Annotated in this window: 27 protein-coding genes and 1 tRNA gene; 15 read left to right on the top strand and 13 right to left on the bottom strand. The window is 66.9% G+C overall.

The window, feature by feature from the left end; genetic code table 11:
* Positions 1-118 precede the first annotated feature (118 nt).
* Complete coding sequence (locus ACRWK7_RS06105) at positions 119-598, top strand: DUF7683 domain-containing protein (RefSeq protein ID WP_431855307.1); 480 nt, start codon at positions 119-121, stop codon at positions 596-598.
* Between the two features lie 380 nt (positions 599-978).
* Here the strand turns inward: ACRWK7_RS06105 and ACRWK7_RS06100 are convergent, their stop codons facing one another.
* On the bottom strand, positions 979-1,509 hold the full coding sequence (locus ACRWK7_RS06100; RefSeq protein WP_431855306.1) for a hypothetical protein: 531 nt from the start codon (positions 1,507-1,509) through the stop codon (positions 979-981).
* Positions 1,510-1,836: 327 nt separating this feature from the next.
* On the opposite strand from ACRWK7_RS06100, the gene ACRWK7_RS06095 reads away from it, so the two are divergent.
* Complete coding sequence (locus tag ACRWK7_RS06095; RefSeq protein WP_431855305.1) at positions 1,837-4,992, top strand: class I SAM-dependent DNA methyltransferase; 3,156 nt, start codon at positions 1,837-1,839, stop codon at positions 4,990-4,992.
* 24 nt (positions 4,993-5,016) lie between these two features.
* On the opposite strand, the gene ACRWK7_RS06090 is transcribed toward ACRWK7_RS06095, so the two are convergent.
* From ACRWK7_RS06090 to ACRWK7_RS06070, 5 genes are all read right to left on the bottom strand, one after another.
* The gene (locus tag ACRWK7_RS06090; protein ID WP_431855304.1) at positions 5,017-5,304 is read right to left on the bottom strand and encodes a hypothetical protein; all 288 of its coding nucleotides are present in this window, start codon (positions 5,302-5,304) and stop codon (positions 5,017-5,019) included.
* A 76-nt stretch (positions 5,305-5,380) separates the two neighbouring features.
* Positions 5,381-5,530, bottom strand: coding sequence for a hypothetical protein (locus tag ACRWK7_RS06085; RefSeq protein WP_431855303.1), 150 nt, complete (start codon positions 5,528-5,530; stop codon positions 5,381-5,383).
* Positions 5,531-5,580: 50 nt separating this feature from the next.
* Positions 5,581-5,784 (bottom strand): hypothetical protein, encoded by a 204-nt coding sequence (locus ACRWK7_RS06080; RefSeq protein WP_431855302.1) that lies wholly within the window; start codon positions 5,782-5,784, stop codon positions 5,581-5,583.
* Positions 5,781-6,032, bottom strand: coding sequence for a hypothetical protein (locus tag ACRWK7_RS06075; protein ID WP_431855301.1), 252 nt, complete (start codon positions 6,030-6,032; stop codon positions 5,781-5,783). Before ACRWK7_RS06075 ends, ACRWK7_RS06080 begins: the two co-directional genes overlap by 4 nt.
* The gene (locus ACRWK7_RS06070; protein WP_431855300.1) at positions 6,016-6,300 is read right to left on the bottom strand and encodes a helix-turn-helix domain-containing protein; all 285 of its coding nucleotides are present in this window, start codon (positions 6,298-6,300) and stop codon (positions 6,016-6,018) included. The genes ACRWK7_RS06075 and ACRWK7_RS06070 overlap by 17 nt, the downstream gene beginning before the upstream one ends.
* 69 nt (positions 6,301-6,369) lie before the next feature.
* On the opposite strand from ACRWK7_RS06070, the gene ACRWK7_RS06065 reads away from it, so the two are divergent.
* From ACRWK7_RS06065 to ACRWK7_RS06045, 5 genes are all read left to right on the top strand, one after another.
* Positions 6,370-6,702, top strand: coding sequence for a hypothetical protein (locus ACRWK7_RS06065; protein WP_431855299.1), 333 nt, complete (start codon positions 6,370-6,372; stop codon positions 6,700-6,702).
* A gap of 55 nt (positions 6,703-6,757) precedes the next feature.
* On the top strand, positions 6,758-7,063 hold the full coding sequence (locus tag ACRWK7_RS06060; RefSeq protein ID WP_431855298.1) for a hypothetical protein: 306 nt from the start codon (positions 6,758-6,760) through the stop codon (positions 7,061-7,063).
* Entirely contained in the window at positions 7,060-7,599 is a 540-nt protein-coding gene (locus ACRWK7_RS06055) for a hypothetical protein (protein WP_431855297.1), read from the top strand. The genes ACRWK7_RS06060 and ACRWK7_RS06055 overlap by 4 nt, the downstream gene beginning before the upstream one ends.
* 350 nt (positions 7,600-7,949) lie before the next feature.
* On the top strand, positions 7,950-9,956 hold the full coding sequence (locus ACRWK7_RS06050) for a hypothetical protein (RefSeq protein ID WP_431855296.1): 2,007 nt from the start codon (positions 7,950-7,952) through the stop codon (positions 9,954-9,956).
* Positions 9,953-10,447: a hypothetical protein gene (locus tag ACRWK7_RS06045; RefSeq protein ID WP_431855295.1), complete on the top strand. Its 495-nt coding sequence runs from the start codon at positions 9,953-9,955 to the stop codon at positions 10,445-10,447. The genes ACRWK7_RS06050 and ACRWK7_RS06045 overlap by 4 nt, the downstream gene beginning before the upstream one ends.
* Positions 10,448-10,533: 86 nt before the next feature.
* Here ACRWK7_RS06045 and ACRWK7_RS06040 read toward each other — a convergent pair whose 3' ends face one another.
* Together ACRWK7_RS06040 and ACRWK7_RS06035 are read right to left on the bottom strand one after the other, a co-directional pair.
* The gene (locus ACRWK7_RS06040) at positions 10,534-10,986 is read right to left on the bottom strand and encodes a hypothetical protein (protein WP_431855294.1); all 453 of its coding nucleotides are present in this window, start codon (positions 10,984-10,986) and stop codon (positions 10,534-10,536) included.
* Positions 10,987-11,121: 135 nt separating this feature from the next.
* Entirely contained in the window at positions 11,122-11,913 is a 792-nt protein-coding gene (locus ACRWK7_RS06035; protein WP_431855293.1) for a hypothetical protein, read from the bottom strand.
* A 99-nt stretch (positions 11,914-12,012) separates the two neighbouring features.
* On the opposite strand from ACRWK7_RS06035, the gene ACRWK7_RS06030 reads away from it, so the two are divergent.
* Positions 12,013-12,576: a hypothetical protein gene (locus tag ACRWK7_RS06030; protein WP_431855292.1), complete on the top strand. Its 564-nt coding sequence runs from the start codon at positions 12,013-12,015 to the stop codon at positions 12,574-12,576.
* 87 nt (positions 12,577-12,663) lie between these two features.
* Here the strand turns inward: ACRWK7_RS06030 and ACRWK7_RS06025 are convergent, their stop codons facing one another.
* Both ACRWK7_RS06025 and ACRWK7_RS06020 read right to left on the bottom strand, forming a co-directional pair.
* On the bottom strand, positions 12,664-12,831 hold the full coding sequence (locus tag ACRWK7_RS06025) for a helix-turn-helix domain-containing protein (protein ID WP_431855291.1): 168 nt from the start codon (positions 12,829-12,831) through the stop codon (positions 12,664-12,666).
* Between the two features lie 303 nt (positions 12,832-13,134).
* Complete coding sequence (locus ACRWK7_RS06020) at positions 13,135-14,139, bottom strand: hypothetical protein (RefSeq protein ID WP_431855290.1); 1,005 nt, start codon at positions 14,137-14,139, stop codon at positions 13,135-13,137.
* 789 nt (positions 14,140-14,928) lie between these two features.
* On the opposite strand from ACRWK7_RS06020, the gene ACRWK7_RS06015 reads away from it, so the two are divergent.
* The gene (locus ACRWK7_RS06015; protein WP_431855289.1) at positions 14,929-15,270 is read left to right on the top strand and encodes a hypothetical protein; all 342 of its coding nucleotides are present in this window, start codon (positions 14,929-14,931) and stop codon (positions 15,268-15,270) included.
* Between the two features lie 568 nt (positions 15,271-15,838).
* Complete coding sequence (locus ACRWK7_RS06010) at positions 15,839-16,165, top strand: NHLP leader peptide family RiPP precursor (RefSeq protein ID WP_431855288.1); 327 nt, start codon at positions 15,839-15,841, stop codon at positions 16,163-16,165.
* 638 nt (positions 16,166-16,803) lie between these two features.
* On the opposite strand, the gene ACRWK7_RS06005 is transcribed toward ACRWK7_RS06010, so the two are convergent.
* Together ACRWK7_RS06005 and recJ are read right to left on the bottom strand one after the other, a co-directional pair.
* Positions 16,804-16,879: transfer RNA gene (locus ACRWK7_RS06005), tRNA-Glu, on the bottom strand.
* Positions 16,880-16,944: 65 nt separating this feature from the next.
* The gene (gene recJ, locus ACRWK7_RS06000) at positions 16,945-18,747 is read right to left on the bottom strand and encodes a single-stranded-DNA-specific exonuclease RecJ (protein ID WP_431855287.1); all 1,803 of its coding nucleotides are present in this window, start codon (positions 18,745-18,747) and stop codon (positions 16,945-16,947) included.
* 193 nt (positions 18,748-18,940) lie between these two features.
* On the opposite strand from recJ, the gene ACRWK7_RS05995 reads away from it, so the two are divergent.
* The 5 genes from ACRWK7_RS05995 to ACRWK7_RS05975 all read left to right on the top strand — a co-directional run bounded on the left by ACRWK7_RS05995 (position 18,941) and on the right by ACRWK7_RS05975 (position 23,704).
* Positions 18,941-19,519, top strand: coding sequence for an RNA polymerase sigma factor (locus ACRWK7_RS05995; RefSeq protein WP_431855286.1), 579 nt, complete (start codon positions 18,941-18,943; stop codon positions 19,517-19,519).
* Positions 19,519-19,959, top strand: coding sequence for a hypothetical protein (locus ACRWK7_RS05990; RefSeq protein ID WP_431855285.1), 441 nt, complete (start codon positions 19,519-19,521; stop codon positions 19,957-19,959). The genes ACRWK7_RS05995 and ACRWK7_RS05990 overlap by 1 nt, the downstream gene beginning before the upstream one ends.
* Positions 19,956-20,438, top strand: a complete 483-nt coding sequence (locus tag ACRWK7_RS05985; protein ID WP_431855284.1) for a periplasmic heavy metal sensor — start codon at positions 19,956-19,958, stop codon at positions 20,436-20,438. Before ACRWK7_RS05990 ends, ACRWK7_RS05985 begins: the two co-directional genes overlap by 4 nt.
* Before the next feature lie 119 nt (positions 20,439-20,557).
* Positions 20,558-21,268 (top strand): hypothetical protein, encoded by a 711-nt coding sequence (locus ACRWK7_RS05980; RefSeq protein WP_431855283.1) that lies wholly within the window; start codon positions 20,558-20,560, stop codon positions 21,266-21,268.
* Positions 21,269-21,535: 267 nt separating this feature from the next.
* The gene (locus tag ACRWK7_RS05975) at positions 21,536-23,704 is read left to right on the top strand and encodes a TonB-dependent receptor (protein ID WP_431855282.1); all 2,169 of its coding nucleotides are present in this window, start codon (positions 21,536-21,538) and stop codon (positions 23,702-23,704) included.
* Between the two features lie 148 nt (positions 23,705-23,852).
* Here the strand turns inward: ACRWK7_RS05975 and ACRWK7_RS05970 are convergent, their stop codons facing one another.
* On the bottom strand, positions 23,853-24,548 hold the full coding sequence (locus ACRWK7_RS05970; protein ID WP_431855281.1) for a hypothetical protein: 696 nt from the start codon (positions 24,546-24,548) through the stop codon (positions 23,853-23,855).
* Position 24,549: the final 1 nt, after the last annotated feature.

The following is a 24,549-nucleotide window of genomic DNA, read 5'->3' as shown; positions in this document are numbered from 1 at the left end:
CCCATGGGCGAGTATGCGCCGATAACCGAGAGGGGTGGAGTCGGAAGCGTGGTCGTAGCCGTTAAGACGCATACCACGCGATACAGAGGACAAGGGCGCATTCCTGGCGGCTACCACAATGCTGGCGCACATCCGCCGGCCTTCTTGTGATAGCTTCCCCGCCATGTTCATGGTCACGCCCGAAGAAGCCGCCATCATTCAGCAGGTCTACAGCGAGCGCGGGGAGTGGCCCGCCGTGGCCGAACTGCGCCGGTATGCACCGGGCATCGCCGACTACGCCGAGGCGCTCCGTTGCGTGAGGATCATAGTCGGTTGGCGCTCCCAGGCGCCTCAGGAGGACCGCATGGAACATCGGCTTACTGGATACCACCGCTCCACCGACGGCATGGCGGTTAGCTACCCGATCCCGCGCACCTCAGTGTGGCGAGCTGCGGCAATCGCCAACGTGCCAGCGACCGATCCAGAGGCCATCGGCAGCTATCCGCTTGACCAGGCGCAGGCCGACGAGTTGGCGTGGCTGATCGGCGCGACACTCGACCACGCGCAGCATGAGCACTTCATGGAGCCGCTGGCGGCCGGCGACGTGGGCTTGGGGTAAAGAAACGCTCATCACAGAACGAGGCATCTCCACAGATCGAGGCGCTACACCTGCTGCATGCTGGATCCCGAACAAGCCCACCCCGACCTCCCTTGAACCCACGGTCGCGGAGGCAGGCATGAGCACGGACGTCGATGCCCAGCGGGGTTTGCTGGCGAAGCTTCGCAGCATGGTGGAACAGTACGAGCGCTGCAGCACGCGGGGGCCGAAGCTGATGCACGGAACCCGCTATCAGATGGCCGTCGATGCGACAGCCGTAAACGGTGACGACTGCCGGTTTCCAGCCTGTGAATGTCCTAAGGCCGATTGCACTGAGAAGCCCGCCTGCCGCCCTCCGGTAGGTTGGAAGGGGGCGCCCCGACCATAGCCCCCCCGACGCATCAAATAATGCCCGACGTCCGCGCCCATTCGGCGAACTGCTTGCCGGCCGGCGAGAAGACGTTGCTCAGCGCCAGCGACTTCCCGAGTTGCGCCTCCACGCTCCGCACCGCCGCAGCGAACAGCCCACCGCCGATGCGGCGACGCCTGTGGTTCACGTCCACCTCCAGGCTCTTTTCGCGCACGGTCTGCAGATTGTCCGAGACGTAGAGGCCGAGAGCGGCGTAGCAGTGACCGTCGTCTTGGGCGATGGCTCCGAACATCAGCAGGATTTCATACCCCATGCCCAGCGCTGCCCGTTCGTCGTCATCGTCGGGCGGATCAACGGGCCGGCGGGCGCAAACGACATCGAAGGTTTGACCGCTGGCCACCTTGAACGTCGCGACGGGCGCTCCCTGCTTCGCGACATCTCGATAGAACGCCTGGAACTCTGGCCACGACAGCAGATCGCGATCTTCGAGGAACGTTCCAGCCGGCTTGGGCGAAACGCCCGGCTTCGGTCGCAAGGTTGGCTTGCCAGAGATCTTAGACAACGTGGCCTCCGGATCCTGTGGGGCTGAGCTAACCGACGCGGTCTCCGCCCACTCCAACAGGATGAATTATACAATGGCGGCGCGCAAGGCTGCCTCCACACCCATAGCGGGATACGCCGCAACCAATAACCCATTAAGCTCCGAGTCGCTCGCTTTTTACTCTCAATTATGCTGGGCCGATTTCATTTCAGTCTCCTTATGGTAGCATATGACCGTAATTTTTCCGATATATAGTGTCCTTGAGCCCGGCCTTGACGCCCGCCCGGCGAACTCTTGAGCATCTTTAGTCATCGCACTCTCAGCGCCGTATTCGGAGGGCTGGTTGCCATGACGCCAGAAGAGTTCGTCGGCAAGTGGGGGACATCGACCCTCAACGAAAAGCAGGCGGCTCACGATCATTTTGCCGACCTCTGCCGGCTTCTTGATGAGCCAACGCCAACGAACGCCGACCCCACCGGTGAGACCTACTGCTTCGAACGGCGGGTGGCGCAGGTCGGCGGTCGGCCAGGATGGGCCGACGTCTGGCGCAAAGATCGCTTCGCCTGGGAGTACAAGAGCCCCGGCGAAGACCTCGACAAAGCGTTCGCCCAGCTTCAACGCTACGCCCCGGCGCTCGGCAACCCGCCATTGCTGATCACCTGCGACCTGCGTCACTTTCGCGTGCACACTAACTGGACGTACGTCGTGTCCGAGGTGCACGAGATCGGCCCGGCCGACCTTCTCGACCCGGCTAAGCGGCTGATCCTAAAATGGGCGTTCTGCGAGCCTGACCGGCTGCGCCCGACCCGCACGCGCGAGGCGCTGACAGCGGAAGCTGCGGCACGCTTCGCCGCGCTGGCCACCCGGCTAGAACGCCGCGGCCATGCGCCTGGCGAGGTGGCGCACTTCCTGATCCGCCTTGTCTTCTGCATGTTCGCCGAAAGCGTGGGGCTGCTGCACAACCGCCTGTTCTCGCGCATGCTGGACAGTGCCGCCCAGCACCCCGACCGCTTCGCCGACCGGGCAGCGCAGCTGTTCGCGGCGATGAAGTCCGGCGGCGAGGTTGGCTTCGAGGAGGTGCAGTGGTTCAATGGCGGTCTGTTCGACGACGCCACCGCCCTGCCGCTGGACGCGGCCGACATCGCCGCGGTGCAGGAGGCGGCGACGCTTGACTGGTCGGACATCGACCCGGCGATCATGGGCACGCTGTTTGAGCGCGGCCTGACCCCGGAGCGGCGCGGCGAGTTGGCCCGTGCCATCGAGCAGCGTGACGCCGCCGGCCGGTCGCTGGGTGCTGTCGGCATCTACTACACCCCTGCCGCGATCATCCGCCGGCTAATCGAACCGGTAGTGATCCGCCCGCTGCGCGGGGCCTGGGAGAAGGAGCAGGCGGAGATCCGCCGCCATCTTGACGCCGAACGCGCCGCCGGCACCTTGACCGGACAGCGCCGCGCCCGGCGCTTGGCCGAGGCCTCCTACAACGCCTATCTGGAGCGGTTGCGAACATTCCGCGTGCTAGACCCCGCCTGCGGCTCCGGCAACTTCCTCTATCTCGCGCTGATGGCGCTGAAGGACCTAGAGCACGAAGTGCTGGTGCAGGGCGAGGCGATGGGCTTCGGACGCGCCTTCGCGCTGATCGGGCCGGAGGCGGTGAAGGGTATCGAGGTCAATCCCCTGGCGGTGGAACTGGCCCGCGCCTCGGTCTGGATCGGCGAGATCCAGTGGCGCCATCGCCACGGTGCTCCGCTGCCCAGGAACCCAGTGCTGAAGCCTCTTGAGACGGTGGAGTACCGCAACGCACTGTTGACCGAGTTCGGCGCAGAAGCGCCGTGGCCGGTGGCCGACGTGATCATCGGCAACCCACCCTTCCTTGGAAACAAGGCGATGCTGCGTGCTCTTGGCGAGGGCGAGACAACGCGCATCCGCTCCGTCTACGGTGACCGCGTGCCAGACGCCGCTGACCTCGTTTGCTATTGGTTCGAGAAGGCACGCTCGATGATCGCCGACGCCACTGTCCAGCGTGCCGGATTGGTCGCCACCAACTCGATCCGCGGCGGCGCCAACCGGGCGGTGCTCGACCGCATCCGCGACACCGGCACAATCTTCGAAGCGTGGCCGGACGAGCCCTGGGAACAGGATGGCGCCGCGGTGCGGGTGTCGCTGATCTGCTTCGGTCAAAAGGGCTCTAGCGAGACCCCGCGGATGAACGGCCAAGCCGTAACGGAGATCTTTTCCGACCTGACCGGCGGGGCGGCAGACTTGACCACGGCAAAGCGGCTGACCGAGAACCGCGGGATCGCATTCATGGCGACCACAAAGGGCGGTGCGTTTGACATCGATGGCGCGACGGCGCGCAGAATGCTTGACCAGCCCATCAACCCGAACGGACGCCGGAACGCCGACGTAGTTCGTCCCTGGGTCAATGGCCTCGATATCACACGTCGGCCGCGTGACCGCTGGATCATCGACTTCGGTGTCAGCTTGGGCGAACGTGAGGCGGCGCTCTACGAGATGCCGTTCGAGCATCTTCGATCTGTCGAGCGTGAGCGGCGGCTTTGCAATCCACGGGCGGCATACGCACCAAAATGGTGGCACTTCGTCAAGCCTAGACCACAAATGCGATCAGCACTTATTGGATTGCCGCGGTTCATTGCGACCGCACGTGTTGCGAAGCACAGGCTGTTCACATGGCTCGATCATATTTTAGTTCCGGATTGTCAGCTCATCGTCTTTGCCCGCGATGACGACACTACGTTCGGCATCCTACATAGCCGCTTCCACGAGCTGTGGTCGCTGCGGCAATGCACTTGGTTGGGGAAAGGCAACGATCCTCGTTACACGCCCTCGACGACCTTCGAAACCTTCCCCTTCCCCGATGGGCTGACACTTGACCGTCCGGCCGCCGCCTATGCTGGCGAACCACAGGCACGGGCCATCGCCGAGGCTGCTCGGCGGCTGAACGACCTGCGCGAGGCGTGGCTCAATCCCTCCGATCTCGTGGAGCGGGTGCCGGAGGTGATGCCCGGCTTTCCTGATCGCATCGTCCCGCGCAACACCAAGGCTGCCGCGGCACTGAAGGCCCGAACACTGACCAACCTCTACAACACCATGCCCGACTGGCTGCGGGCAGCGCACGCGGACTTGGACGCGGCGGTGGCTGCCGCCTACGGCTGGCCGGCGGATCTTGCGGACGAGGAGGTGCTCGCCCGTCTGCTCGCCCTCAACCTTGAACGGGCTGTTGCGCAACGTCCGCCGGTGCGGCGCCGTCCCCGTGTCGAGGACGAGCGCCAGTTTCGCTTCCATTTCAACCGATTGCCGCCGCTTCCGGCACAGGGAGAACTGCCACTCGCAGGTGGCGCCGCGGAGGCTCCAGCGAAGCGGCCGAAGGCGCCTCGACTGCGTCCGGAACCAGAGCGGCGCCAGCGTCACTTCCAATATGTCATTCGTGGCGGGAAGGCGGACCAACTCCGAATGTCCATTGAGGCGATTTCCCGCGCCGCCTGACGGTGAACCGGCAATCGTGGGCCTTCAAACGGTGTCGTTCTCCCGGCTCGCCACCAGCGCCCGCAGGACCGCCAAGGGTACCGTGGGCGCCTCGGCCACGTGCCGCTGGTCGCCGTTGCTGAGTTCGGCATAGGGGAGGATGCCGGACACGCCGTAGCCGAGATGCAGGTGCCAGCCCGGCAGGACCGACACCACCAGAGCGCGGCAACGCTCCACGGACTCGGTGTAGTCGGCGGGTGGCGCCTGGAACGCTTCGGCGATGGCCTGATCGAGCGCCGCATCGGCGCCCGTCGCGGCTTTCAGTTCGGCCATCAGGCTCGACCAATCTGCGTGGCTCCGGTCAGTCACGCCGCCCCCGCCGTCGTCTTCGGAGGTGGACCCCACGCCCTCACCCCCTCCCGCGCTTCGGCCGGGTGCGCGATCCGGCTGCCTCGCCTTCCTTGCGCTGGACGAACAGCCGTCCTGCCTGCATGGCCGCCGGCCGGCTGATGTAGGTACCGCACTCGAAGCGCTGGCCGTCGAACGTCACCGTCAGCATGAACTTCTGAGGGCCAGTCTCTTCGACCTGGATGTTGGAGGGAATTGGCTTCACAGCTGTACCCGCTGATAAAGGCTGCGGTCGGTCAGCGCCGAGACGCCGAGCAGGATCGGGCCGCCATCCCCTTGCAGCCGTAGTTCCACATGAGGCGGGAACCCCGGCTTATCCCGGAGTGCAGTGACGACAAACACCTTGTCGGGCTGGCCGACGCGGACGAAGCGGTCGCCGATGGCTATGGGAGGGGTACGGCTCATGAAGCGCCCGCTTTGATGGCCTCAATCATAGCGACGAAGACGGCTTTCGCCTCCTCGGCGCTTCTCGACGGCAGCTCCCCGCGGCCGGCTTCGTAGATCAACGAGCCGTCGGGAGCCGAGAGCATCACGTCGAGCAGGGCATCAACCACCTCTTCGGGCATCGTTGCACCCGAAACGACGGCTGGAGCCGAGGACCGGACCCACCGCGCCAACCGCTCGCGCATCGGCTTCTCATGCAGGTTGCTCATTCGCTCCTCCATTGGCCGGGTTTTCTCGCCAGCGCACGCCAGCACCGCCGCCATTGGGATCAATCACCTCAAGCCCAGCACGCTCAAACGCGCTGCGAATGTCGGCGAGGGTGCGCGGATAGGGGGTTCTAGCGCCACGCTCGAAATCCGCGATGGTCTTCTTTGCCACCCCGGCTTCGCGTTCGAGATCGTCCTGCGACCAACCGAGCAGCGCTCGCGCCGCACGACATTGATCGGCTTGGACGGATTTTTTGGTGTCAGGTGGCATTTTTGATGTTGCCTCATCGCTAATGGCAGGTTACACTATAAATGTGATCTGGCGATAAGGCAACCGACCATGATCGACCGCAGCTCTCTCTTCCGCACCGCCCACACCATCGCCCGCCGCGAGCGCGGCATGTATGGCATCCACCAGACCTACCGGGAGGCGTTTGCCCTCGCGTTGCGCCGGCTGTACGCCCAGGCCAAGGAGCGGGCGGAGCGTGAGGCCCGGCGGGAGGCATTCCGCGCCACGCTGGAACAGCAGGCCCGCGAGCGCGCCGCCGAGCGCATCGCCACCCTGAAGGCGCAAATCCGTGACTTGGAGCATTGCGACCGGCTGGGCCGCGAAGGGATCCGCCGTCTCGACCTCGCCAACCGCGAGCTGCGCCGCCTGGAAGAGGTGGCGTGACGATGGCCGCCACTTCCAACCTCAACACCACAAGGCCCCGCCGATGACTCGCGCCATGCTCCCGCTGTTCGACGGCTTCGACCCGCTGCCCGCGTCCCTGTGCAAGAACGAGGTGGGGCGCGCGTTCGACACCGCCGCCGCTGCGATCCTCCGTCAGCCGGCCGGAACCCGCACTGTCTACCACACTGGCAACCTGTCCACCGACCGCCAGCGCTCCGCCGAGGTGTGCGGCAAGGCCGCCGCATACCTGGAGGCCGCCCGCATCGGACAGGTGATCCTCACCCAGCGCCGGGTGAGCGCCGACCGCTACGAGTACCACGCCATCCGCGCCACCATGCAAACCAGGGGGAACCGCGCATGAACGCCATCTGCCCCAGGCCCGCCGTCGCTCCCGAGATCCCGCCGCGCCCGGTGGTCGTGCACCGGGACGAGTGCGTGAACGTGGCTTTCCACGACTTCGGCACCGTCTCCGTGACCGGCCCGCGCCGCGCCGAACTGGCGAACATGGTGGCCGCCCTGCCGAAGGTGCTTCGTCAGCTCGGGTCCGTGCTCGCGATGCTGGAGGAACGCGACGGCGCCACCGCCCCGCACGTCATCGGCTTGGCCGAGGCCCTGGAGGACGCCGGCATCAACCCGCACGGCACGCTGGAGGTGGAGCCCATGACGCACGTCACCCCCGCCGATCCGGCCGAGCGCTTCGCCCTAATGCTGCGCGCCACCGCCGACACGCTGGACGACCTGCTGTCCGATCCGAAGCGGCTGCACACGACCCCGAACCCGATCCGGGAGACGCTGCGCGACCTGTCCGCCTCCATCCGCGCCGTACTGCGCGAGAACGGCCGCGGCGCCAGCTGTGTCGAAGAGCGCTCCACCGTCAGCGTGTCCATCGACACCTAATCCAAGGGGCGTCCGCTAATCCAACGCGGCCAAATATCTATTGCCCCGACAGCAAATGGAGATCCGACTTCCGTAACTGAAGCTAACGCACAATACAACGCCGCCCACGGTGCTCCAGCATCCATCGCCTTGCGCACACCAGTACTTCTGATGCGCACAGGTTAGTGGAAAATGCCAAGCTCACGGAGACGGCAATGACAGATACACATCTCTCCACGCGCCACCCGACGTCCGCAGATCAACGGGAAGCTACGGGAGCGGGAGAGGCCCAACCAAAACAGAAACGCACGAGTGCCACGCACCCCGCTGCCGCGGAGTTCGCACGGGCATTCGCGCCCGGAGCCGACACGATGACCGAACAGCACCATCCTGCAACCCCGCCGAAAGGCGAGAGCCCCACGTCCCCTCTCCGTCGCTTGTTGCTGGGCCGCGCCGGTCCCTTCTCTGCTGCGTGGGAAGCGTTCCGCACTGCGGACGCTGAGAATGACAAGCGCTATGGGGCAGCGGCAACCGAGGCGGAGGAGAATGCCGCGGCCGAAGAAGCCGTCAGCATCGGCAACAAGTTCCGGCACGCCGTTGCGGCGGCGGAGCCCCCCCGCACCATGCGCGACGTATACGCGCTACTGGACTACCTGCACGCTCAGCCCTCCACTGGTGCCCCTAGTCTGCTGACCGACGAGCAAACCCGGCTTTTCGCTGGCGCCCGCGAAACCGTGGCCGCCGTGCTGCGCTCCGCCGGCTCGGAACTGGTCTATAGCCTTTCCGCCGATGTCGCCGCCGCGCTCGCTCGTGCTCAAGACGCCCACGCGCCGGACAACGCCGACGACACGGTGCCGAACAGCATGGACGGGTTGACCGGGGACGAGCGCAAGGCTGCGTCCCTTTTCCGCCGCCTGACCGCCCCCGAGAAAGGGGCAATACTCCTGTACCTTGGGCTGTGCCAAGTGACGGAAGACGCCATCCACGCCATACAGCACGAGGCGAAACACTCTGTCTGGGCGGATCGGTTCGCGGACTACCTTCGCGGCCTCGCGGGCGATCTGACGCCGGTCGATCCCGCCACATCCACTGCCCCATCGCCCCAGCATGCCACCAGCACCATTCCGGTGCTCGGCATGACCTTCCAAGAGGCCGCCGACCGCGTGCGCGAGCTGCTGGATTGGAACGATGCCAGCGCCGACCGGGACGAGAACGAAGACAGCGAAGAAGGGCGGCAGCGCGCGGCCAATAGCGCCGAGTGGGGCCGCATCATCGACACCATGCTCACCACCCCCGCCGTCACGTTCGGTGACGTGCTGGCGAAGATGGAAAGGATCACGTGTCCAATTCTGGGGGCCGGCGCCTTCGAGATCACAGCCAACGAACTCAACGTCGTCGCCGCGGATATTGCCCGGCTCGCGGCGGGCACCTTGATCACCGACACGACGGCGGACTCCGAAGTCCTCGCCGCGCTCCGCAAGTGGATCGAGGCCAGCAAGCGGTGCGACGAACTGCGCAGCACCCCGGACGATGATCCCGAGTTTGAAGCGGCGGTGGCTGCACACTCGGACGCGGCTCGCGCGCTCGCCAGTACGCCGGCCCAGTCCGCACTCGGACTTGCCGTGAAAATCTACCTTCTCTGGCAGATCGAGCACGGCGAGGCCCCCGCCGGCAGCGCGAGTATCAGCCTTCCCCCGCCGGCCGAAGATGACGAGGCGGAAGACGCCGCGCTGCATCGCGGACTGGCCCTGGACGCGCTGCGCATGTTCCCCGCGCTCCAGATCCTCGCCGGGGGCGATACCACCGTCGCCCTCGCCGCCCTGTCCATCGCCCCGGCGCAGGACGGAGCATCCCCCGATGCCGAGTTGCTGAACCTGTGGGAAACCTACAAACAGCAATTCCGGTTCATCGACACGTTGCCCGAGGGAGACACGCCGGAGCGGGATGCCGCGTACGAGGCATCGTACGCCACGGAAGACCGCATAGAGGCGACCCCGGCCCGCACGGCGGCGGGGATCGCGGTCAAGCTGCGCTTGCTGTTTCGAGGTTTCCACGAGAGCCAGGAGGCCGACGCAGCTGTTATCGAAGGCGCCGACATGCCGGCCGAGCTACTGACTGACTGTCGCGAGCGGATGCTGTGGAAACTCGTTGGGGAGGTGGACCACATCGCGGCGGCCCCGCAGACCAGCACCCAGTTCGACACCTTCGCCGATACCGTCGCAGCTTTCGAAGCGGAAGCCCCAAAGCCCCTCTGCATGCCCCAGGTGCCCACCGCCCGCATGGTGGAGGCTGCCACCGCGACCGGCGTCAGCGCCGAACAGGCGCGGGCCATCTACACCGCCATGGCCGACGCCTACCGAAAGGAACGCGCGGCATGAGCGCCGTCCTCACCTTTCCGCAGCGGAGCGCCCAGCGCCCCGCCCGCGTGCACGCCGAACTGGAGCGCCAGCCGGTGCATGTGGCGAACGACTGGATGCAGGCCGTGGCCGTGGAGTGCGGACGGCACTCGACCCTCTGTCCGCCGATCTTCGACTTCCTGAAGCGCACCGGGCTGCTGTCTAGGTGCGTGCTGATCGCCTCCGACCCAGGCGGGCCGCTGACCTGGCGCTACGTCGGGGAACCGACCGTCAGTGTGATGGGCCGGGCGTGGGGCCGCGAGAACCTCGGGCGGCCCGTCACGGTGGATGAGCGCGCCGACTTCGGGGACAGCATGAACACCAGTTATGCCGAGGCCATCGACACCGGCCGCCCGCTCGTCAATCGGGTCCGTCTGTTTGGCCACGCCTCGCCGCTGGTCTACCTGCACTCGCTGATCGGCTGGAAGGCATCGGACGGCCGACGTGCCGTGCTGAGCTGCGTCCAACTTTAGCCGATGGTCGGCAGGCAAAGAGAAGGCCCCGGCCGGGCGAACCGGTCGGGGCCAAGGTCAGGGAGGGGACAGACGTGACCCGATGCTCAGCGCTGGCGGACGAGGGCGCCCTGTCCAGCGAAGTTGCCGATGCCGGCCGACAGGTTGGAGACGTTGGCGAGGTTCGGCGCGCCGAAGGCGACACCGGGGCGGCCCGAGCGCTGGAGCACCGTCGCCCCCTGCGCCGCCGTGTTGCCGATGCCCGCCGCGGTGTTCGACACGTTCGCCATCGAGCCGCCGGGGAACAGGCCGCCCGAGCGCTGGCCGACGAAGACGCCTTGGCTGGCGGTGTTGCCGATGCCGGCCGCGGTGTTGGCGACGTTGGCGACGTTCGGGCCGCCGAACAGGCCGCCGCCGCGCTGCATGGTGGTGACGTTCTGGGTGGCGACGTTGCCGACGCCCGCGGCGGTGTTCGACACGTTCGACACGTTCTGCGCCAGCGCCGGGGCCGACAGCAGGGCGAGGGTGGCGAAGCCGGCGAGCAGGGAAGTGCGGATCATGGTGTGGTCTCCTGGGTGGGGCCGGCGCTGCGTGTCCGGCGCGTTGTCTCGATGACCGAACCCTACCGAACCGCCCCCCTGCCCGATGTGAGCCGGGCCACAAGGCGATGCACTTCCCTTCCCGCCCCTCGACGGTCACGCCGCCGCGTTCCCCCTCATGCGGTGCCCGGCGGCACTCACCTCCTGCAGGTCCAGCAGCACCCCGGCCCGGCAGAAGCGCAGCAGCCTGTATGGAGGGTAGTCGAAGCCGACGGCCGGGTTCTGGTAGAGGATGGTTGGGCGCCGTTCCAGGAAGCGACGCCCGGCCTTCGCCTCGCTCCACTGCGGGGCCACCGTGTCGGATACCATCCCCACACACCAGGACGGCGCCCAGCGCGCCCATGCCACCAGGCGCACCAGCCGGCCGAGCAGTGGGAACAGCCCGCGCCCACGCGCATCGGGGTGCGTCCAGCCAGCGGTGACGTAGGCTACCCGCCCCGTCGTCTCGAACGCCGTGGGGCTGGCGCAGAAGCACCGTTCCCCGGGTGCTGGCCGGCCGCTGAAGAAGGACAGGTCGGACAGTCGGTCCCCGAAGCTGGCCGCGGTGCAGTCCACCAGAGCAGCCCCCTGCGTCCCCAATACCTCACCGCGGTCATCGACGGCGCCCAACCAGAACCAGTCCGAGCCATCCGGCCGGCGCATCAACGGCAGCCACGATCCGAGGTTGGCGCGGTTCAGCGCCTCCAGGTCTTCCCACATGGTGCTCAGCACAGGCGTGAAGCCGAGCCCCACCGCGGTGGCGCACAGGGCGTCCCGCGCGGCGCTCAGCAGTTCGGCATGCGGGCCATCCTGCATGATCATCGTCTCGACCAGGAACCGCGGGCCGGTCGGCACCGCCAGCCCCTCCGGTGGCAAGTAGCCCAGCGTCCGCAGATCGGCGTTCGTCATGCACCCGTCCATCATCACCACCCCGTTCGGTTGACCTCGCACGGATGGAAGCGGAAGCGTTGCCGTTTTGTCCCACGGTCCCATCGTAGGACGTGAGTCATGCACGGGCCGGCCGACGCATGGTCGTTGTGGCAGGAGTGGCGGCGCGTCGAGGAGGAGCGCGCGGCGATGCTGGCTGACCTGCACAGCGTCGCCGTCAACGACGCCGGGCCGCCGCCGGCTGTCATATGGGGCCGACGCTGCTACACCAGCGCCGATGAGATCCTAGCCGCTCCAGCGCCCGCGTGGGCGCGCCTGGACCCCTCAGCGATGCAGCGGCACCTTGACCGCGCCACCGCCCTTGCCGACGCGCTAGAGAGCGCTCAGCAGCGCGCGCAGGGGCACCGTGAGGCAACGGGCTTGTCCGTCCTGGAGCATCGCGCCCAGCAGCTCGCCAACGAAGGCCTCCGACTCGCCGCTTCCATTCGCCGCGCGCCGATCAACAAGCCGGCCGACGTGCTGGCGCGGCTGGACTTGATAGCGGCTATGTGGGGACCGGCGGGGGAGATCGGAGAGCCGGGCGCACCGTTGGCCGAGGTGCTGGCGCTGATAGAGGCGTTGAGCCGGCATGCGCCGCAATTCACGCCGACCTGGACAAGGCGGCGAACAGCGCAGCCAAGCTAATGCAGCAGGTTAGCTCCGCCCGCGGCAGATGGAGAACGCCTCCGCAGAACGTTGAGTGACGTAGACGCTTACCATGGTCAGCCGCGCCTACTTGGAAGCGAGCCAGTCAAGGAACTTCTGGCGAGAGATCCTAATGTGCCGGCCGAACCTAACGCAGGGGATAGTCCCGTCTTTGCACGCCTTGTAGGCTGTAGAGCGTGGCAACCTCAGGAACGTAGCGATGTCCTCGACGGTCAGGATGGGGGTATTCGGCAATTCATTTATGTTTTCGGTGGAAATATCCTGACCTCATCTTGACCTTGGTATTGGTTAGGTGCCGCCAGAGGTTCTGGTGAGCACGCACTCTATCCGCAGGCGTCTTCCTCTACTGATATGCCTCTTCATAGCTTCGGGCTCTTGCCCCCTGCCATGCTCACCCCGCTGCACCATTGCGCTTCCAACAGCGCTTTGGTCCAGAAATGCGAAGGGCGCCCCGCAGGACGCCCTTGCTGCCAACCTACTGGCGTGCCGATCTCGGCATGATCCGCAGAGAGGGTGCCATCACAGGTTCAGGCCTGCTCATTCACTAGCGCAAGGCTCCACCCGTACAATGGCCGCGTTCGTTACCTGCTCGCCGACCTTCCAGGTGTTCATGCGAATGAAGACACGATGGCCGTCGCGCAAGGAGCCAAACAGCAAGTCAATCTGGTCCTTGGGGACAAAGAGTTCGCGCACCTCAGCGTTGACCACCGCGCCGCTCTGCGCAGCCTTTACCTGCACAGCAAATGCGCCATCGACAGCCGCTGCGATCTTCTCCACCTCATAGTCACCGTCCAACGGGCTCCCGGCCCCAGAGCGCCGCGGCTGCGCGAGGACTGACGCCGCGGCTTCAGCAGGGACATTCACGGCATGCACCAGCGCACCTCCGGCCACGACCGCGCCCTTGAGCAGCACCCGGTGGGCCGTTTCTGTCTGCTGCACGACTTCCCGCGCCTGCTCATTCTGCATGGCAAGGCGCGCCAACAGTTCCGCTCTCTTGGTTTCTTGCTCTGACAGTTTCACCCGCTCGTCAGCGGCGATTTCCGCTTTTTTCGCGTCGGCTTGGGCCTTCCAGTAGGCCTCAAATGCGCTATGTCCAAAATAGCCCACCGCGGCTATTAGCGCACAAATCACGATGACCTTTGCTACGTCCCTAGACTCCATTTTAGCAACGGCCTCGCTGGCAAGCTTTTCAAGAAGCTCTCTTGGTTTAGCATTGTACACTGAGCTTCCGGAAGAAACAATTATCCTTAGGTTAATTTCAAATTTTTCTTCGATAGTCAGCTTTTTTCCTGACCCGGCACCATAGCGTGCGGTGCGGAATGTTTTGTTTATCTGGGCTTGGTAATCAAGGAAGACGCGCATCATTGGCGTCGTAATAGACGAATGAACTGGGTCATGCGGAATGCGCATCAACTCGCACGACCAGTCAGAAAAGTGAATGCCTCCTGGATAATCGGCCGGGTCCAATGCATTGGCCGCGATCCTCTCAAGGACGTTCCACGCTTCATCCTCAGACTGGATTAGCAGCGCGCGCGTTTCCATCCCCTCAATCCTCCCGCAACGGCTCTATCACCAATTCTTCGGGTCGCACATCGGGTTAACTTCATAGAAAACCTGAGGATACTTGCCCTCGGCTAGGAGCGCGCCGACGCCTATATGCTTGCCTTTCGCTTCAGCGACAAAGGCCCGATAGGCGGTGAACCCAGTGTACCCGCCGTAACTGTTCTTCGCGTTGACCAAGCCGCATGCGGACACACCACCATCCTTGTCTCTGAACGCTACTGCATGCTTGAAACGGGCCGACTCAGGGTCTTTAAGGCCGTTCCTAACCGCATCCTCAATGGCGGCCCGGAGTGTCGGCGTGACTTTGACGCGACGTTCTTTCCAAGACGGGGGCTGCGGCTCCTGTGCTCGTTGCGCGGCAGCGCTCTGAGCAACTGCGGGCGTTTGGCTTGCAGGCGAAACCTGCCGCCCAGCCTCGCGCTGCTCCTTGAGCGATAGGTATTCGGCGAAGGTGACCTCGCGGGCGAGTGGGGCGCAACTCGGGGATCTGGTCTCAAAGGGGAACCCATCCCGCCCGGCACAGTACCTTACGACGCTGGGCCCGCCTGGGGATGCGCAGCTCGCCATCATTGCGGCTGTCAACACAGCCAACGCCGTCCTCTTCATCCCTCTCCCCATACTGCAGTATGCATATGCATCGGCCTACGCCACTCGTACGAGAATTATGACCGGCCGCAACGGAGTTGAGTCAAGGCGCTCCGCTGAAGGGACGATTGTTCCCTATTCGTTCCATATCTAAGCTTCCTCTCCTCAGCACGGAGGGAACCCATGGACCAGATCGAGCGCGCAGCAATGACGATGGCCGGCGAGGTGTGGGCCGGCATGTCGGACACCATCAAGGAGCAGTACCGGGAACTGGCGCGACGCGCACAGCCGGTGTTCCACAACGGGCAGGCCGTGCCTTGGGAGCACGTGGCCGTAACGCTGAGCGTTGTGCTGACCGAGCACGCCGGCAGCCTGACCGCAAAGCGCGCCGACTCGGAGACGCGGCAACGGATCGCACGGGATCAGACAGAGCGGTTGAAGCTGTGCCGCTATACCGTAGTAGCCGGTCCACCGGCTGAGGGAGCTGGTGGGCACTTCTTCGGTGATGCCAAGGGGAAGCCGTGAACAGCAAGTTCGCCGACATCGTCCAGCGCATGAATTCCGGAACGCACCTCCGCGCACCAGGCAGCAGCCCGCCGGAGGTGCGCGGGGTGGTCACCGCGCGGCTGGTATAGGGGCCGCGGTTGTTGAAGAGGGTCATCGTGCTCGAGTCCGACGTGATCGACGGGCTTGTCTGGTTCCGTTTCCCGAGCGTGGCGGCGGCGTGACCGGTCCGCTGCCGAATTTCGGCACGTCGTCCTGCTCCAACGCGTCGGGGAGCCTCAATAGGGTGCGCTGCCGGACGGCCCGCCGGGAACCGGGCCGGGATCCGGCAGAACTCACCCGGCTCTGGCCGGTGTTCAAGGCGGTGGGGAACGTGCGGAACGACTCGGCGGAGTTGATCGCACCGAACCCAGCGTGAGGCGCAAAGCTCGCTCCCGCACCGAAGCGCTATCGTCCGACGAACTTGAGACGGCTGGGCAAGTATATGAGACGCGCTGACGGGCGACTCGGCTGGAGGGTTGCTACTGTTCCCCACGGCGCGCGCCGAACCACGGCCGCGGCGGCAACCAGCAGCAAGGACATGCTCCCCATGACGGAAACAGCGCATCCCCTGGCCGCCATTTTTGAGAAGGCCCAAACCGACCCGTCGTTCCGGGAGCGACTCCTTGCCGATCCCGCCGCCGTACTCGCCGGGGAAGGCTTCACCGTGCCGCCCGGCCTCACCGTCGTTGCGGTTGAGGACACCCCGACACGGATGCACCTGGTTCTCCCGTCGGCACTCCCCACCGGCGAGGTGTCGGAGCAGGACCTCGATGCCGTGGCTGGCGGAAATTCGACGCTGCAAGAGTTCAGTTTCATCCTCAGGTACGGCATCCCGCCGCTTGTCGGCCCCAGAAGCTGGAATTACCAGAGGTGATCGACAAGGCAGGGCGCCTCAGCGCCCTGCCTCCTCTAGGTAGTCCTGATACGCCATCTGCCAGCAGATCCGCAGGAAATGCAGCGGGGGCCGGGGCGCATTGCTGACCCGAGAAGCACTATCTCGCCGGGCCGACCAGTGTCGTCACCCGACTCGATAGACACTCTGTCGATGATGTCGGCTGATCGACACGGATGCAGGATGTGCAGGCCGACGCGAAACCCGCAGGCCGTCCGCAGATCGGCAGGACAAGCGCGGCGGCCCTCAGCCGCCTCGCATCACGCAGAAAGGCCGCTCTCACCCAATGGGCGAAGCGGCCTGTGAACTGAAGGAGCCTCGGCGCCTTTTGCGCCTTGCTGATGCTGACCATCGCTGGAACGGCAGTGCGACGCAGTGACGACCGTCACATCATCGTCAGCTTGAGTCGGTCAAGCCGACACCCCATGGCAGATATTTTCCCGTTCGGGAAAGAACCCGTCACGGCGCGCTGCTGTATGCCACCGGCAGACGCCCCGGCTCGGCAACCAGGCACGTGGAGCAGGGGTGTTTGTCCCCCGCCGTCTCGGCTCGTCTCAACACGTATATTCGGGAAAAGTTGGGGAAGTTCCCCAGGCCCATACGCTAAGCCATTGAAAAGATGGCGTCCCCAGCGGGAGTCGAACCCGCGTCGCCGCCGTGAAAGGGCGGTGTCCTAGGCCTCTAGACGATGGGGACCGCGTGGACGGGCAGAGAACTAACGGCCGGCGGCCCGGAAATCAAGGAGAGAATTCATCTTTCCATCACACGCCCGATCCGCCCGGCCGCGCCGCGTCGTCGATCAGCAGCTGCACGCCCTCCGCCCCGTTCCAGCGGTCCACCCGCAGCACACCGGCCAAGTGCAGCGGCGCCCCCTGCGCGGTCAGCAGCGCCTTGCCCAGTTCGCCCTCCAGGCAGCGGAAGGCGATCGCCTTTAACCGCGCGCCGTCGCTGCCCGACAGGATGCAGCGCACGTGCGCCCCGCCCACCACGTCGGCGCGCACGATCCGCGCGTCGGCCAGCGCGAAGCGCGGCTCCGCGTTCCCCGTGCCGAAGGGCCCCAGCTTGCACAGCGTCTCCACCAACTGCGGCGTCGCCGCCCCCACCGCCAGCGCGCCGTCCAGTTCCAGCGTCGGCACCAGCGGGGCAGCCTGCACCTGCGCGGCGATTCGTGCGGTCAGGAACACCCGCAGCTCCGACAGCCTGTCGCCCGCAACCGTGAAGCCCGCCGCCATGCGGTGGCCGCCGCCGGCGATCAGCAGTCCCTCCTGTCGCGCCGCGATCACCGCCGCCCCCAGGTCCACCCCGCGCACCGAGCGCCCCGACGCCTTGCCGATCACCGTGCCGTCGTCACGGGTCTCCAGCGCCACCACGCAGGCCGGGCGGCTGTAACGCTCCTTCAGGCGCGAGGCGACGATGCCGACCACCCCGGGGTGCCAGCCCTCGCCAGCCACGAACACCAACTCCGCCTCCAGGTCGGCCAGCGCCTCGACGCGTGCGATGGCGTCCTGCAGAACCGCGGCCTCGATGGCGCGGCGCTCGCCGTTGTGCGATTCGAGGCGCTGGGCCAGCTGCATCGCTTCCACCGGATCGTCGGTGGACAGCAGCCGCGCCCCCAGGTCGGCCATGCCGACGCGACCGCCGGCGTTCACGCGGGGGCCCAGGACGTAGCCGGCGTGGTAGGCGTCCGGCCGCTCCTTCACCCCGGCGATGTCGGCCAGCGCCGCCAGCCCGGTGTTGGTGCGCCGCGCCATCACCTTCAGCCCCTGAGCCACCAGCGCGCGGTTCAGCCCGGTCAGCGGCACCACGTCGCACACCGTGCCCAGCGCCACCAGGTCCAGCCATTCCAGCAGGTCCGGCGGGTTGCGCCCCGCGTAGAAGCCGGCCTCGCGCAGCGCGCGGTTCACCGCCACCACCGCCAGGAAGGTCACCCCCGCCGCGCACAGCGTGCGGTACGACCCGTCCTCGTCCAACCGGTTGGGATTGACCACCGCCACCGCCGGCGGCAGCCTCGGCTCGGCCGCGTGGTGGTCGAGCACGACGACGTCCAGCCCCGCCACCGCCGCCGCCTCCAGCGGCGCGAAGGAGGCGACGCCGCAGTCCACCGTGACCACCAGCCGTACCCCCTCGGCGTGCAGGCGCAGCAGCGCCGGAGCGTTCGGGCCGTAGCCCTCGGCGATGCGGTCGGGCACGTAGATGCGCGCCTCCACGCCCAGCGCGCGCAGGAAGCGCACCAGCACCGCCGCCGAGGTGGCGCCGTCCACGTCGTAGTCGCCGAACACCGCGATGCTCTCGCCCTGCATCACCGCCCGGGCGATGCGCGCCGCCGCCGCATCCATGTCCCGAAACCGCGACGGGTCGGGCATCAGCGCCTTGAGCGTCGGGTTGAGAAAGCCGTCGCAGGTCTCCTCCGTCACCCCGCGCGCCGCCAGCACGCGCCCGACGATCTCCGGCAGGCCGCGACCCTGCGCCAGCGCCCAGGCCAGCCGCTCGTCGAAGGCCCGCGCCTGCCAGCGCTTGCCCGTGATCGAGGCGCGGACGTCGAGGAAGCAGGGGGTGTCGGTCATCGCGCTATGCTGCCATGGAGGGGGGCGCAAGCCATAGCAGACGGGAGAGGTACCGGACCAGGGGGAAGGCTCGGCAAAAAATGCCGGGCGGCGGCGCAGGAGTCGTCCGCCGCCCGCGTCTAACGGGTCGTCGTCGATGGCGATGGCCCGTGTAGGATGCGGCGAACATGAGGGTTGGCGGCGGTTGGCGGTTGTGAGCAACGGCGATGACGGGGAGGAACCCAGCGACGAGGCCCTGATGGCCGAGGTCGCGGCGGGCGATCGCGCGGCCTTCGCCACCCTGACCCGGCGGCACCTGAAGCGCAGCCTGGCGCTGGCGCAGCGCGTCGTCGGCAACGCGCAGGACGCCGAGGAGGTGGTGCAGGACGCCTTCCTGGGCGTCTGGCGCCACGCGGAGGGCTGGCGCGGCGGCGAGGCGAGCTTCGGCACCTGGCTGTACCGCATCGTTGTCAACCGCAGCCTCGACTACCGCCGCCGCCGCGGCTTCGCCCCGCTGGAGGAGGCCGACGACCTGCCCGCCCCCGCGCCCGACGCCTACGCGGCGGTGGCGGAGCGGCAGCTTGCCGCCTCGGTGGACACGGCGATCTCCGCCCTGCCCGACCGGCAGCGGGCGGCGCTGAGCCTCTGCTATTATCAGGAACTGACCTGCGCCGAGGCGGCGGAGGTCATGAAGGTGTCGGTGTCGGCCATGGAAAGTCTCTTGGTGAGGGCGCGCCGCGTGCTGCGCGCCAAACTGCAACCGCTGATCGGATCGTCCGGGGAGGAGTCGTGATGAACATCGACCGGTTCCGCCATCTGGCCGAGGCCTGCGGCGCCGAGATCGAGCGCTGGCCCGCCGCCGAACGCGCCGCTGCCCGCGCCCTGCTCGCCTCCTCCGAAGAGGCGCAGCGCGCGCTCGGCCAGGCCCGCGTGCTCGACGCCTGGCTGGACCTCGCCGCCCCCGCGGTGGACGACGCCAGCGCCGCGCGCGTGCTGGCCGCCATCGAACGCCGGCTCGACCCGCCGCCGACCACCACCTGGGTCCCCGGCGCGGCCGGCAGCACGCGCAGCTCCGTCTGGTCGGCCGCCGGCTTCCTGGCGTTGATGGGGGTGTGCGGCTTCGTGCTCGGCCACCTCGAACTCGTCACCCTGTGGCGGAGCACGGCGCCCCTGGAGTCCGGCTTCACCGCCCTCGTCGCCTCGTCCTCCCCTTCCCTCGCGTGGGACCAATGACACGAACGACCCTTCGGCGCTGGATGCCGGTCGCGCTGATGCTCTCGCTGGCGGTGAACTTCTTCTTCGCCGGCCTGGCCGTCTCGCACGTCGGCCGTCCACCGCCACCGCCGCACGGCCCGCCGGGGCCCGAGGGCTTCCTGCTGCGCCTCGCCGAGACGCTGCCGTCCGAGGACGCCGCCATCCTGCATCGGGCGTTGGACGCCAACCGCGCCACCATCCGGGCCGAGCGCGACGTCCGCGATTCCTTCCCGCAGCGCCTGCGTGCCGCCCTGCTGACCGAACCGTTCGATCCCCAGGCGCTGATGGCGGTGTTCGAGACCACCGACCAGCAGGAGCGCGCGTTGCGTCAGCGCGTGCAGGCCTCGCTGGCCGAGGCCGCCGCCGCCATGTCGCCGGAGGGCCGCCGCCGCATGGCCGAGTTCCGCCCGCAGCGTCACGGTCCGCCCGGCCCGCCCCCGGGCCCCGGCTTCCGGTAAAATTTTAGATATATTTTCGAATAGGCCACGCAGGAGGCGTGAGGGCGGTGCGTATCACCGGATGAGCGCCGCCCCGGGATGGACGGCGCAACCGTCCGCGGAAATCGCAGGAGTCCGCCATGTCCATATCCGACGTATCCTCGTCCAGCGTATCGCAACTCTACCAGCAGCAGCGCCGCCCGCACGGCCCGGGCAAGGAGATCCGCGAGGGCATCGACACGCTGAAGAAGGCGCTCGAGTCCAACGACCTTGAGGCGGCGCAGAAAGCCTACGACTCGCTGTCCAAGGCGGCCGGCAAGCGCCAGGGCAGCACCAGCGGCACCAGCAGCAAGGACCCGCTGTCCACCATGCTGTCCGAGGTTGGCACGGCGCTGAAGACCGGCGACATCAGCCAGGTGCAGCAGGCCTTCGCCGCGTCCGGTCCGCCGCAGGGTGGACCCGGCGGCGCCGGCGGCCGGGGCGGCCCGCCTCCGGGACCGCCGCCGGGCGGCCAGGGCCCGTCCGACGAGGTGAAGGACGCCATGGGGCAGCTCGCCCAGTCGCTCAGCTCCGGCGACCTGTCGGGTGCGCAGTCGGCCTACGATGCCCTCAACTCACTGTTCGAGGACGACAGCGACAGCAGCTCCAGTTCGTCGTCATCGTCCTCCTCGTCCAGCACCTCGTCGGCGACGTCCACCTCGTCCACCGCCGCCGCCTCTCCAGCCGAACGCTTCAAGGAGCTGCTGGGCGACCTCGGCTCCGCGCTGCAGACCGGTCATCTGACCAGCGCGCAAAGCCTGTTCGCGGCCATGGCGCCGCGCGGATCGCAGGGCATCGACATCACGGCGTGATGCCCCGGCGACGGCGGGCCCCTCGTGTTTTGAGGCCCCGAGGGGCCCGCCGCCGTTGTCTCCCCAACCAAGCAATGCTCTACGACGATCCGGCCGTCCGCTTCGGCGAGTCCAGCGCCGCAGCGCAGCACCCTCCCGAATTCGCAATTGCGACGCATTTGCAAATAACTGTTGCCTCGGCCAGCCTCCAGCCGGTATGCGTCCGCATGTCATGCGAATGCCTATCAATCGCATGACATGCGGTTACGACACGGCGAGAGGCAGGACATGACGGGATTGATCGGCGGGATCGAGGCGTCGAACCAGGGGGCGGGCGGGCGGGCCCGGCGCGGTGGGTTGCTGCGGACGACGGCGCTGGCCGTGGTCTGTCTGTGCGGCGCGGCGGCGGTCGCGGAGGAGACGGCGCAGGCGCCGGTCGTCCTCGACCCGGTGAAGGTCGAGGACGCGACGCTGAAGGGCCGCGCGTCGGAGGGCTACGTCGCCAAGCGCACGACGACCGCGACCAAGACCGACACGCCGCTGCGCGACGTGCCGCAGTCGGTCAGCGTGGTCACCGCGCCGGCGATCAAGGATCAGGCGATGCAGGGCATTGCCGACGTGGTGCGCTACATCCCCGGCATCACCGCCGCGCAGGGCGAGGGCAACCGCGACCAGTTGGTGATCCGCGGCCAGAGCACCACCGCCGACTTCTTCACCGACGGCGTGCGCGACGACGCGCAGTACTACCGCGACCTCTACAACGTCGAACGGGTCGAGGCGCTGAAGGGCCCGAACGCCATGATCTTCGGCCGCGGCGGCGGCGGCGGCGTGATCAACCGCGTGCTGAAGGAGGCCGACGGCCGCCCCGTGCGCGAGATCGGTCTGCAGGGCGGTTCCTTCGGCAACAAGCGCGCCACCGCGGACTTCGGCCAGGCGCTGACCGAAACCTTCGCCGCGCGCATCAACGGGGTGATCGAGAAGTCCGGCACCTATCGCGACTACGGTCGCATCGACCGCTGGGGCGTCAACCCGACGGTGACCTTCACGCCGACCGACCGCACCAAGCTGAAGCTGAGCTACGAGTACGTGCACGACGAGCGCACGGCGGACCGCGGCGTGCCGTCCTTCCGCGGGGCGCCGCTGGACACCGACGTGAAGACCTTCTTCGGCAATCCGGAGCTGAGCGTCGCCGAGACCAACGTGCACACGGTGGACGCGCTGATCGAGCACGAGATCACCGACGCGGTGACCATCCGCAACCGCAGCCGCTTCGCCGATTACGACAAGTTCTACCAGAACGTCTTCCCCGGCGCCGTCAACGCGGCGGGCACCCAGGTGTCGCTGGCGGCCTACAACCACGCCATCCAGCGGCAGAACCTGTTCAATCAGACCGACCTGCTGTTCGACCTGGCCACCGGACCGGTGAAGCACAAGCTGCTGGCCGGCGTCGAGCTGGGCCGCCAGCGCACCGACCAGTTCCGCAACACCGGTTTCTTCCCCGGCAACGCCACCTCGTTCAGCACCCCGCTGCGCACGCCCACGGTGTTCGTCCCGGTGGTCTGGCGCCAGTCGGCGACCGACGCCGACAGCCGCACGGTGGCCACGGTGGCGGCGGGCTACGTCCAGGACCAGATCGAACTGACCGAGCAGATCCAGGTGATCGCCGGCCTGCGCTACGACCGCTTCAACGTGGACTACCACAACAACCGCAACGGCCAGAACCTGGAGCGCACCGACGGCCTGTGGTCGCCGCGCCTGGGCGTGGTGTTCAAGCCGATCGAGCCGGTGTCGCTGTATGCCAGCTACAGCGTGTCGTACCTGCCGGGCTCGGGCGACCAGTTCACGACGCTGACCGGCGTGACGGCAGGCCTGGAGCCGGAAAAGTTCCGCAACCTGGAGGTCGGCGGCAAGTGGGACGTGCGGCCGAACCTGTCGCTGACGGCGGCGGTGTTCCAGTTGGACCGCACCAACACCAGCGCGCCCGACCCGAACAACCCGGCGCTGACCGTGCAGACCGGCAGCCAGCGCTCGCGCGGCTTCGAGCTGGGGGTGACCGGCAACATCACCGAGGCGTGGAGCGTGATGGGCGGCTACGCCCTGCAGAAGGCGGAGATCACCAGTCGCACGGCGGGCGCCTTCGCCGGTTCCGAGGTGGCGCTGGTGCCGCGGCACACGGTGTCGCTGTGGAACAAGTACCAGTTCACGAAGATGTTCGGCGCCGGCCTCGGCGTGATCCACCAGAGCAGCGCCTACGCTGCCGCCGACAACGCGGTCAAGCTGCCCGGCTTCACGCGGTTCGACGCCGCCGCCTACGCGCAGGTGACCGAGGGGGTGAAGCTGCAGCTGAACGTGCAGAACCTGTTCGATCGCAAGTACTACGCCACGGCGCACAGCAACAACAACATCACCCCGGGCGCGCCGCGCACCTTCCTGGTGTCGCTGACGAGCAGCTTCTGACGGAGGCGCGGGGCAGGAACGGGAAGGACCGACAGAACGGTTCCAACGAACCAACACACATCCAGACTGGCTGCCCGGGCTTGTCCCGGGTATGCCGACGAGGACAGGCGCGTGCCTCCCCGTGCGTCAGCGCTCGCGCCCGACCACGCTATTGCGCCTTGCTGCTTTTGCGTTCCAAGACATATTTTCCGTTGTCATAGATTTGCATAGGCATGCGAAAAGCCGAATCGCCGGTCTTCTTCAGGACGGCGATGATGTAGCTGAAACTCGGAAAGCTTCCTTCGTTGTCGTAACTGGCTATGGCCTTGAAGTCGGTCAGGTAGAAATGAACGGTTTCGTACGCGTTGGCCGCGGCCAGACACTGAAAGAAAAGCGGGCTGTACCGGAAGAACCCATGATTGACGTCGCCGGTGCACGGAAGCGTGTGCATCATGAAGCCGCCCGGCGCCGTCAGATCGTGCATCAACCGAAAGGCGTTGTGCTGCCCGAGAAGATGCTCCGTGGTGCCATGGTTGGTCACCAGGGTGAACCGTCCCTTGAAGTCATCCGGGCACACCGCATCGTTCAGATCCCAATCCAAGGTGTCCGCACGACCGTCGAGATCGATGCAATGATACCGGAAGCCGAGAGCCTGGAACAAAGCGCGCGACGAGTCTCCATAGTTGAAGCGCCCCTCCTCGTACGGAGCGACGCCGAACGCGTCGAACAGGCCCCTGTACAGGGACTGGTCCTGGCAATGCACATCCTGCGACCCAAGTTCGATGATCGACAGATCCTGCCCGCCGAACAGTTTGCCGACGGCCATGTTGGCGATGATGCGCAGGGCCGGATTCGTCACACCCATG

It is taken from the genome of Azospirillum sp. (genome assembly GCF_050789165.1).
The sequence above is the reverse complement of the archived record's forward strand: the minus strand, read 5'-3'. Positions and strand labels throughout refer to the sequence as shown.